This is a genomic window from Paenibacillus sp. NPDC056579 (assembly GCF_042793215.1).
GTDB lineage: Bacteria > Bacillota > Bacilli > Paenibacillales > NBRC-103111 > Paenibacillus_S.
In genome coordinates, this window is the sequence record NZ_JBHTVD010000005.1 from 239,725 (window position 1) to 249,450 (window position 9,726).

10 protein-coding genes are annotated in these 9,726 nt (G+C 55.3%); all 10 read left to right on the forward strand.

What is annotated here, in order from left to right:
- Nucleotides 1–4 precede the first annotated feature (4 nt).
- The 10 genes from ACFQ88_RS20810 (at nucleotide 5) to ACFQ88_RS20855 (ending at nucleotide 9,446) form a co-directional block, all read left to right on the forward strand.
- Nucleotides 5–1,138 (forward strand): glycoside hydrolase family 172 protein, encoded by a 1,134-nt coding sequence (locus ACFQ88_RS20810; protein ID WP_239631779.1) that lies wholly within the window; start codon nucleotides 5–7, stop codon nucleotides 1,136–1,138.
- Between the two features lie 265 nt (nucleotides 1,139–1,403).
- On the forward strand, nucleotides 1,404–1,931 hold the full coding sequence (locus tag ACFQ88_RS20815) for a hypothetical protein (RefSeq protein WP_239631781.1): 528 nt from the start codon (nucleotides 1,404–1,406) through the stop codon (nucleotides 1,929–1,931).
- A 45-nt stretch (nucleotides 1,932–1,976) separates the two neighbouring features.
- The gene (locus tag ACFQ88_RS20820) at nucleotides 1,977–2,486 is read left to right on the forward strand and encodes a GNAT family N-acetyltransferase (RefSeq protein WP_239631784.1); all 510 of its coding nucleotides are present in this window, start codon (nucleotides 1,977–1,979) and stop codon (nucleotides 2,484–2,486) included.
- Nucleotides 2,487–2,585: 99 nt separating this feature from the next.
- A complete protein-coding gene (locus ACFQ88_RS20825) occupies nucleotides 2,586–2,720 on the forward strand; it encodes a hypothetical protein (RefSeq protein ID WP_379456267.1) in 135 nt (44 codons plus the stop codon).
- 300 nt (nucleotides 2,721–3,020) lie between these two features.
- The gene (locus ACFQ88_RS20830; protein ID WP_379456269.1) at nucleotides 3,021–4,013 is read left to right on the forward strand and encodes a beta-ketoacyl-ACP synthase III; all 993 of its coding nucleotides are present in this window, start codon (nucleotides 3,021–3,023) and stop codon (nucleotides 4,011–4,013) included.
- Entirely contained in the window at nucleotides 4,003–5,268 is a 1,266-nt protein-coding gene (locus ACFQ88_RS20835; protein ID WP_379456271.1) for an ATP-grasp domain-containing protein, read from the forward strand. The genes ACFQ88_RS20830 and ACFQ88_RS20835 overlap by 11 nt, the downstream gene beginning before the upstream one ends.
- Nucleotides 5,265–6,254, forward strand: coding sequence for an NAD-dependent epimerase/dehydratase family protein (locus ACFQ88_RS20840; RefSeq protein WP_379456273.1), 990 nt, complete (start codon nucleotides 5,265–5,267; stop codon nucleotides 6,252–6,254). Before ACFQ88_RS20835 ends, ACFQ88_RS20840 begins: the two co-directional genes overlap by 4 nt.
- Nucleotides 6,229–7,101, forward strand: coding sequence for an MBL fold metallo-hydrolase (locus ACFQ88_RS20845; protein WP_379456275.1), 873 nt, complete (start codon nucleotides 6,229–6,231; stop codon nucleotides 7,099–7,101). Before ACFQ88_RS20840 ends, ACFQ88_RS20845 begins: the two co-directional genes overlap by 26 nt.
- Entirely contained in the window at nucleotides 7,098–8,516 is a 1,419-nt protein-coding gene (locus ACFQ88_RS20850) for a F390 synthetase-related protein (RefSeq protein ID WP_379456277.1), read from the forward strand. Before ACFQ88_RS20845 ends, ACFQ88_RS20850 begins: the two co-directional genes overlap by 4 nt.
- A 24-nt stretch (nucleotides 8,517–8,540) precedes the next feature.
- Entirely contained in the window at nucleotides 8,541–9,446 is a 906-nt protein-coding gene (locus ACFQ88_RS20855) for an SDR family oxidoreductase (protein WP_379456279.1), read from the forward strand.
- Nucleotides 9,447–9,726: the final 280 nt, after the last annotated feature.

Sequence of the window (9,726 nt, forward strand, 5' to 3'; positions counted from 1 at the left end):
CAGGATGCATGGACCGCTCGCCAACATTGCCGCATTACAAGAAAAGGTAAGGACGAAACGCATCTCCAGCTATGATCGGACAGGCGGGAATAAAGACAAGATTACTATTGCTCCCGGTGAGACGGCGGAGCTGGCAGCCATTCAAGGAGCGGGGATTATTAAGCACATTTGGATGACGCTCAGCACCAAAGATCGTTTCATCCGGCGCAACGCCATCATTCGCATGTATTGGGACGGGGAAGACAAGCCGAGCGTCGAATCGCCGTTAGGGGACTTTTTCGGTCAAGGGTGGGGAGAGGAGTACAACTTCCAGTCGCTTCCACTGGCAGCGGCTCCGGCGCAGGGGAGAGCACTAAACTGCTATTTTCCCATGCCTTTCGGTCACGGGGCCAAGATTACGATCGAGAACGACTCCGAGCATGAGCTATCCTCGTTGTACTATTACATTGATTATGAGGCACACGAATCGATGCCTGACCATATGGGACGTTTTCACGCATGGTGGAACCGGGAGGTTACGGAGGTGCATCCGGAGGAGGGGGAGACGGAGTGGGATGTCATTGCACCCCAAGGGATGAACGTATCGGATAAGCACAACTATTTATTTGCCGATCTGGAGGGGAAAGGACATTTTGTCGGCATTAATTATTATGTCGATAGCCCGGGGCCGATGTGGTATGGAGAAGGGGACGATATGTGGCTGATTGACGGCGAGGAATGGCCGGGCTCCCTCCACGGCACGGGGACGGAGGATTTCTTCAACAGCTCGTGGTGCCCTAACGAACTGTATTTGCACCCTTACTTCGGATATGCGCGGGTACCTAATAAGCTCGGGTGGATGGGACGCACGCATTGCTACCGCTTCTTCCTTGAAGATCCGATCCACTTCGATAAGTCGCTTAGAGCCAGTATAGAGCACGGACACAATAACAACCTGGCGCTGGATATCAGCACGGTCGCCTATTGGTACCAAGCGGAGCCGCATAAACCGTTCCCGGCAATGCCGCCAAAAGAGCGCAGGGCCAACATGCCGGAGATCACCGTTCAGGACGTTCATCGCTGGCGGCACGAATGGAGACTCGCTATGGGCGGGGCGAAATCGTTATGGGGCAACGAAAGGAAGCCGAAACCGGAGTAATCTGCGGCCGAAAGCAGTTCAGGTCATCTGCGCGGGGGCGGGCAACACTCATCTGCGAAGCGCACCGAAAGGAAGGAATGGTTCGTTTTTAAAACTTCCCTTTGCAAGATCACTTGACGCTTGGCCTTGACGGGCTGGGCGGAAGTGATCTTTTTTTTCGTTCCGGTACAAGCCCCGCTTGTTTACACAAAATTGATGCTTCCTTCGGCTGCGTCATGGTATAATTCACCAAAGGCTACCGTAACGGAGGTCGGAAAACGGCGTCATGGGTTATTACTTTTCAATATGCTCCATGGAGAGGTACCAGGAGAAATATATCGAATTTCTGCTCGAGCATTATAGTCAATTGCGGCTTCCATACTCTTTCCCCGTCTCCCTCAGCTTTATCGCAAGTCCGGTGCTGATGAACAAGGAAGCTATTTTATGCTTTGATGAGGAGAACGATGAGATTGTCGGCGCGGTCGGCTTGATTTTTGGAACCGGCGAAAATCATTATCAGGATACGCACGTCGTGCAAATTCAGATTGCTTACATTGTGAAGGAGCATCGCAGCACCCGCTTGTTCCTCGAAGGGCTTCAGTTTGTAACGCAATATTTGGCTCATCTGGACGAAGGGGTCAAGGAGCTGCGTTTCTGGGCACCGGCTGACAGCACATTGCGGGAGCTGTTCGGCAAGCTGGCGAAAAGAAGCGCATCGCACGAGACCGAATTCGGAGCGTTGGACGAATATTACGGAACGTTAGCGGACTGGCAGGAATATGCGGCGAAGTTTCGGCAAATCACGTATTTTTGACCGCCGAAGTCGTGAGCACCAAGTATAGTAGGAGGTGGGCAGCCGATGCTTGTACGATTCAGACGGTGTGAAGGCGACGAGGATTTGGCGCGGTTTACGCTGTATTTTATTCGAAATCGGAATGATTTTTCCAATGATTTTACAGTACACGATACGCTGCTTCATGTTTTGGAAGAGGTCCGTGATTCCCATATTATTATGATTGAAGACGACCGGCATCATATGATTGGCTGGGGGCATTACTGTTATGTAGACGAAAACAACGAGAAAAGGCCTGACGGAGAGATTGCTTTCGTGTACTCGGTTATTTTGCAAGAGGCCTACCGCAGCAGCCGTATCTTTTGGCAGGGCTTCCGCCATATGGCCAATCAGATTGCGGCGGAGAATACCCACGTGCGGCATTTTCGATTCCATGCCCGTCAGGATAACCAGTATTTGAACCGGATGTACTCCAAATTTGCAAGGATTATTGGAAGCCGAGAAGGCGTGCATGGGACTGAAAACGTGTACTCGACGGAGATTTCTGAGCTTTATCGCTATTTGAACCGTTCATAAACGTGAAATTTGACACGAATAGCAAAATAAGGATTGACCCTCCTTTACTCTGGATGATAATGTAAGATTAACCCCATTAAAGTTAAAGGAGATGTTCATATGTATCCAGCAAAACCTGCTATTAAAGAAATTGTAAAAGGATCCGGCTTTAAAAAATTTGATATTTTGCTTAAGGCTAGTGAGCAGCTGAGAACTTCCGCTTCTGCCACTACTGCTGTAGCTGCTGCAAAGTAAGACTTTTCCGCATAACTGGAAAATGCACGGCATGGACAGGCTGATGACGATACGTTTCGTCTCGGCTTGTTTTTTGTTTCTGCAGGTCTGCAGTATAAGAAATAATTTCCGGCTGGGTCAAAATGGGTTCGGACTACGTCTAAGTTACATGAAGGTCGTATAAAAAGATAGTACTTTCAGCTTTTGAGGTTTTCATTACAATAGAGTATAACAAGGTTCGACATGCTTGCTATGGCGTCATCATGGATTCCCTTCTTGGACAGAGCGTTCGGTAAGTCAGCATGGGGAGGTACAGACATTATGCAAATCCGAAAGGTGAAAATACTAGGTTCCGGAAAATATATGCCCAAACGGGTCATCACAGCGCGGGAGATGGATGAATTGCTGGATGTTCCGGCCGGCTGGGTGGAGAAAAAATCGGACGTATTGCAGCGGCATTTCGTCGAGGATGAGACGGCTTCCCAGATGGGGGCATTCGCTGCCCAAGAAGCGTTGAAGCAGGCTGGACTGGCATTCAGCGATATCGATTGTCTCGTCTGCACGAGCGGCACCATGGAGCAGCCGATTCCAAGTACGGCTTCCTTGATTCAAAGAGCGATGGGAGAAGATCACTCCGGGGTACCGTCCTTCGATATCAATTCGACCTGCCTCAGCTTCTTGACGGGCTTCGACGTCATGTCCTATATGGTCACATCGGGAAGATACCGGCGCGTTCTGCTTGTGGCAACCGAAATTGCTTCGGTCGGATTGAACTGGGCGCACAAAGAAAGTGCGGCACTATTCGGCGACGGAGCGGCGGCTGTCGTGATCGGACCCGCGGAGGAGCAGGAGAGCTCGCGCATTGTCTGCTCCGCGATGCAGACGTACAGCCAAGGAGCGCATTTGTCGCAAATCCGCGGCGGGGGAACGGGTGCGCACGCCCTGACCGAGCAGGAGGAGGCAGCGTTCCTGTTCGAAATGGACGGTCAAGGCATTTACAAAATGGCATCCCGGATTCTGCCCGGCTTCGTCGCGTCCCTGCTGCAGCAGGCTTCGTGCGCGATGAAGGATATTCAACTGGTCGTCCCGCATCAAGGCAGCGCCATGGCAATGAGGCTGATCAGCCGCAAACTGGGCATATCGCAGGAGCAGCTTATGTTCATTACGCCGACGCATGGCAACACGATTGCCGCGTCCATTCCGATGGGGCTGCACGAAGCGATCAGGGAGCGGCGGATCGAACGGGGCTCAAGGGTGCTGCTGCTCGGAACGTCCGCAGGATTGTCCGTCGGAGGGATGATCCTTGACTACTGAGGCGAGCCGGGATGAAGCGAGCGGGAGCAAGCGCGTTTTGCTCACCGGAGGCAGGGCGCCGGCGGCATTGGAGCTGGCCCGGCTGCTGGCCGCGGGAGGGCACGAGGTGTATATGGCCGAGAGCTGCCCGGAGCAGCTGTGCCGGCAGGCTAAGGATGTTCGGCGCAGTTACATCGTGCCCGAGCCAGCAGCCAATCCCAGGGCCTATGTGGATGCCCTGCTGCAAATCGTTCAAGCCGAGCGGATCGATTGGCTGGTGCCTACCTGCGAGGAGCTGTTTTATGTGGCGAGCGGGCTGGAGACGCTGAGCATCCATTGCCATGTCTTCACGGAACCGCTCGATAAGCTGCGCCGTCTGCACAGCAAATGGGAGTTTATCCAGCTGGTGCTGCGGCTGGGCTTCACAGCTCCGCCGACGTATTTGCTCACATCGCGTGAGGACGGCATCGAATTTATGAAGCGGGCGGAACGGCAAGCCGCCTCGACGGACGGAGCTTCAGGGAATGGGGGCACCCGCTGGGTGCTCAAACCGGTGTTTTCGAGATTTTCCAGCAAGGTCGTCATCACGGAGGCGCAAGGCAAAAAGGCTTTGTCTGCTGCGCTGCTGGATCGGCTTGACGCTTCCGAGGCTGTCCCATGGGTTGCCCAGCAATATGTTGCCGGGCAGGCCTTTTGCAGCTATAGTGTGGCGCATCAAGGACGGATTGCGGCCCATGCGGTCTATCCGGTCCGATTTACGGCGGGACGGGGCGCTTGCATCAGCTTCGAGCCCGTCTCGCATCCGGGGATTGATCGATGGGTGGAGCGGTTTGTGCAGGCGGAGCGGTTCACGGGGCAAATCGCTTTCGACTTTATCGTTGATGAGGCGGGAGATATTTACCCGCTGGAATGCAACCCGAGAGCGACGAGCGGGATTCATCTGTTTCGGCCGGAGGACCGGTTGGATACGGCTTTTTTCCCGGAGCTTACGGAAGCGAAGCCGCCCATTGTGCCGCAACCATCTCGGAAGGCTATGATTTCCGTTGCGATGCTGGTTTATGGTATATTCGGGATTCGCTCGCGGGAGCGGCTGAAGCAATGGACGCAATATGTCGTACAAGGCCAAGATGCGGTGTACCGGTCGAACGATAGGAAGCCCTTCTGGCAGCAGTTTCGGCTGCTGTACTGGAACTGGAGAAAAGGCGTGCGCCGACGAATCTCTATAATGGAAGCATCGACGCACGATATCGAGTGGAACGGCGGTGAACTGAAATGAAGGTGCTGGTCACCGGAGCGACGGGTTTTCTCGGCAGGCATCTCGCGCTTGCTTTGCATAAGCAGGGCCACGAGGTGACGGCAGCGGGAAGAAACGATACGATCGGCGAGGAACTAAGGCAGGAGGGCATTTCGTTCCTCCCATGCCATCTGGAGGATACGATAAGAACGGAGCAGAGCTGCGCCGGGCAGGACATGGTGTTCCATTGCGGAGCCATGTCGTCGCTGTGGGGCAGCTATCACGATTTTTACGACAGCAATGTGACGGGGACGCGCAACATCGTTCGAGGTTGCCTGGCCCACGACGTGCAGCGTCTTATTTATGTATCCACGCCGAGCATTTATTTCGACTATACCGATCGTACGAATATACGCGAGTCGGCCCCGCTGCCCCGCAAGGCGGCGAATCTGTATGCGGAGACGAAACGGCTTGCGGAGCTGGAGATCGATAAAGCCTTCGTGAACGAAGGGCTTCCGGTCATTACGCTGCGCCCGCGGGCGATCTTCGGTCCCGGAGATCCGGCGATTGTCCCGCGATTAATCGAGGCGAATCGGCGGGGCAAGCTGCCGCTTATTAACGGCGGGCAGGCGGTTATCGATTTGACTTATATCGATAATTTGGTCGATGCGCTCTTATTGTGCATGACGGCTCCGGAATCGGTGTTTGGACGGAAGTACAATATTACGAACGGGGAGCCTGTACGATTTATCGATGTGCTGCAACACCTGTTCGAGCAGCTGGGAGAGCCGATGAGAGCGAAGCGCATTCCTTATGCAGCCGCCTATACCGTCGCTTCGATAATGGAAGGCGTGGCCCGTATGACAGGCAGTGCGAAAGAGCCTCTGCTTACCCGCTATTCCGTCGGTTTGCTTGGCAAAACGCAGACGCTCGACATCTCGGCTGCGAGAGAACAGCTTGGATATGCTCCGCGACGTACGATCAGAGAAGGGATTGACTTGTATGCCGACTGGTACAAGCAGCAGTAAAGTACATACACGGTGTACCGTGCTCTCGGGAGGCTACTGCACGCATAAGGAATGGGTTACGATCCAGGGGGGAAGCAGCCGGACGGTACCGTTTCCTGCGCTGTTCGCGCTGATCGAGCATCCTCGCCTCGGCCCTGTCTTATTCGATACCGGGTATACGGAACGTTTTTTTCAGGAGACGGTACGCATGCCTTATTCGTTATACCGCAGGATGACGCCGGTTTACTATACACCGCAAGACAGCGCAGCTTATCAGCTGCGGCAAAGGGGGATCGAACCGGAGGATGTGCGGATCATTATTTTATCGCACTTCCACGCCGACCATATCGCGGGCTTACGGGATTTTCCCAACGCCGCTTTCGTCTATTTGCAGGAAGCTTACGATGCGGTACGCTTCCGTTCAGGCTGGAGCGCAGTGCTCGCCGGTTATTTGCCCGGGCTGCTGCCTGACGATTTCGAGACCCGTTCCCGGCCTATAGACGAGAGCCGTCTGGCGGAGCTTCCGCCGGATTTTCCATTCAGGCGGGGGATGGATCTGTTCGGCGACGGCAGCGTCATTGCCGTCGATGTGCCTGGCCACGCCGCAGGCCAGATCGGCATCCTGCTGTCGACCGGGAGCGGCGACATTTTCCTGTGCGCGGACGCCGTTTGGAGCAGCCGTGCCTTTCGCGAACGGCGGCCGCCTCATTGGCTGGCCGGCTTTATTATGTCGAGCCGCAGCGAATACATGAAGAGCTTCGATAATATTGTTCAAGTCCATAAGCGGTATCCGGAGCTGCAGCTTATTCCGTCGCATTGCAGCGAAGTATGGCGATCGCTTGCTCAAGGCGGTGATGACGGCACATGATCGGGAAGCTGATCTTGATCTGGTATTATCTCTTGACCCGGTGGGGTTCTAGAACGGCAGCGTCCCGGGAGGTAGTGGAGCGCCGGCAGGAGCGGCGCATCCGGCGCCATCTCCGGTTCGTGCGCAAGCACTCGGCCTTTTATAGGGAGCACTGGGGCGAGCTTTCCGATGCGCAGTGGCGGCAGTTTCCGATCATCGAGAAGCTGGAGATGATGGAGCAGTTCGACCGGCTGAACACGGCCGGTGTGAGCAAGGACGAGGCTTTTGCGCTGGCGCTTGCGGCCGAGCAAAGCCGAGACTTCACCCCGACGATCGGCCCGGTTACGGTCGGGCTGTCGTCGGGAACCTCCGGCAACCGCGGACTGTTTCTCGTCAGCGGGCGCGAGAGGATGGCATGGGCCGGCATCATGCTGGCCAAAGTATTGCCCCGCTCGCTGCTTCATGCGGAGCGGGTCGCTTTTTTCCTGCGTGCCGACAGCAACCTGTACGGCAGCGTGGGCAGCCGCAGGCTGCAGTTCGCGTTCTACGATATGCTCCAGCCTCTGGCTGAGCATATCGTGAACTTGAACCGGCAGCAGCCTACGATCGTGGCTGCGCCGCCTTCGATGCTGCGCGCTCTGGCGGAGGCGCAGCAGGACGGACGGCTGCGGCTCGGGCCCCGGCCGCGCAGGATCATCTCGGTCGCCGAGGTGCTCGATCCGCTGGATCGCGTCACGATTGAGGCGGCCTTCGGGCAATCCGTACATCAAATTTATCAATGTACGGAAGGGTTTATCGCGAGCACATGCAAGTATGGTACACTGCATGTGAACGAGGATATTGTCGTCGTCCAGAAGGAAGTCTTGGACGACGGCTTGCGCAAGTTCGTGCCGATCGTCACGGACTTGTCACGGACGATGCAGCCGATTGTACGGTATCGGCTGAACGATATTTTGACCGAGCGGGCGGAGCCCTGCCCGTGCGGCTCGGCGTATATGGCCCTTGAGCGTATTGAAGGGCGGTGTGACGATCTGTTTTATTTTCACAGCTTGGCGGATCGGCAGCTGGTTCCTGTCTATCCCGACTTTATTACCCGGGCGATCATATCGTCGGCTCCGGACGTGGCGGAGTATAAGGTTGTGCAGCACGCTCCGGCTGCTGTGGAGGTTTCGATCCGGCTAAAGCAGGAGCAGGAGCAGGAGCAAGGGCAGGAGCAGGAGCAAGGGCAGGAGCAACAGCAGAAGCAAGAGCAACTGCAAAGACAAGCCCGTGCGGTTGGTTCCTCGAGAGAGAAGGTACACCAGCAAATTTCTGATTCGATTCAACAATTATGCGATAAGTTAGGTTGTGAGGCGCCGCACTTGGAGTTTAGCGAGCTTCATCATGAACCGGGTCTCAGGAAGCTGCGGCGGGTGGAAAGACGTTTTCAACCTTAACGATAGAAAGGCGGCATGAACGGTTTGGTACAGCGTAGGGACGAAAGGCTGGAATCGGGCAACGGCGGCAGACCTGTTGCTTTCATAACGGGGGCATCGAGCGGCTTCGGGCTGTTGATTGCATTGGAGCTGGCAAGGAAAGGGTATCGGGTCATTGCTGCTATGCGCGATATTTCCAACAGCGGATTGCTGACGCAGCGTGCCCGAGAAGGCGGGCTTGAGGGGCTTATTGAATGCCTGACTCTCGATGTAACGGACCGTCAGGCGATCCAGGATGCTGCGGACTACGTGATCGATACCTATGAGAGGGTCGACGTTCTGGTCAACAATGCCGGCATGGCGATTGGCGGCTGCATCGAAGAGATCCCGATGGACGACTGGGAGAAGCAGATGGAGGTCAACTTCTTTGGTGTCGTTGCCATGACGAGAGCATTTCTGCCCCTTATGCGTGAGCAGCGCCACGGCAAAATTATTATGATCAGCAGCATCAGCGGGAGAATGGGCTTTCCGGGCTATGGCCCTTATGCCGCCTCGAAGTTCGCCGTCGAGGGCTTTAGCGAATCGCTGCGCCTCGAAATGCTGCCGTTCGGCGTCCATGTTGTTCTGGTTGAGCCCGGCGCTTACCGGACCGATATATGGTCCAAAGGGTTCCGGCATATGGATTCCCGGCAATCGGAGCGGTCGCCCTACAGCCGATTTTTGGCGGCGGTTCTCCGCTATTCACGCCATACCGCTCAAAATGCCGACGACCCTCAAGATGTTGCCCGCGCCGTCGGGCGGATAGTACTATCCCGGTATCCACGGCTCAGGTATCCGTTAGGCAAAGGGGCGGCTCTTACCATTCTGGGCATGACGATGCTGCCTTGGAAGTGGTTCGAGCGTATCTTGCTGCGGGAGCTGGAAAAGGAAGCGGGAAGAACTGAACCTTGACCGGTGGAATATCCGAAACCGCAATGGATGAAGGTCTTCTCGAAAGATTTGAATGGAGTAGAGCGTCTTTACGAGGAAGCTGAAGCATTCCATGAGCCCCGCTGCTTGGCAGCTGTAAGCCGGAAAAACTAGAGAAGCCGAACCGTCTTACGAAGGGCTCAAAGCCTTGAATGCCCCACCTCTCTACAGCTGTAAGCCGGAAAACCGTCTTACAGCCCACCAAAATGCGAAAACGTTAGTTGTAAGTCGGAAAAACCGTCTTACGAAGGGCTCAATGCCT

Bases quoted from the DNA above. Each gene is read 5' to 3' on its own strand.
- ACFQ88_RS20810 (WP_239631779.1), top strand. From the start codon at position 5: ATGCATGGACCGCTCGCCAACATTGCCGCATTACAAGAAAAGGTAAGG.
- ACFQ88_RS20815 (WP_239631781.1), top strand. From the start codon at position 1,404: ATGGGTTATTACTTTTCAATATGCTCCATGGAGAGGTACCAGGAGAAA.
- ACFQ88_RS20820 (WP_239631784.1), top strand. From the start codon at position 1,977: ATGCTTGTACGATTCAGACGGTGTGAAGGCGACGAGGATTTGGCGCGG.
- ACFQ88_RS20825 (WP_379456267.1), top strand. From the start codon at position 2,586: ATGTATCCAGCAAAACCTGCTATTAAAGAAATTGTAAAAGGATCCGGC.
- ACFQ88_RS20830 (WP_379456269.1), top strand. From the start codon at position 3,021: ATGCAAATCCGAAAGGTGAAAATACTAGGTTCCGGAAAATATATGCCC.
- ACFQ88_RS20840 (WP_379456273.1), top strand. From the start codon at position 5,265: ATGAAGGTGCTGGTCACCGGAGCGACGGGTTTTCTCGGCAGGCATCTC.
- ACFQ88_RS20845 (WP_379456275.1), top strand. From the start codon at position 6,229: ATGCCGACTGGTACAAGCAGCAGTAAAGTACATACACGGTGTACCGTG.
- ACFQ88_RS20850 (WP_379456277.1), top strand. From the start codon at position 7,098: ATGATCGGGAAGCTGATCTTGATCTGGTATTATCTCTTGACCCGGTGG.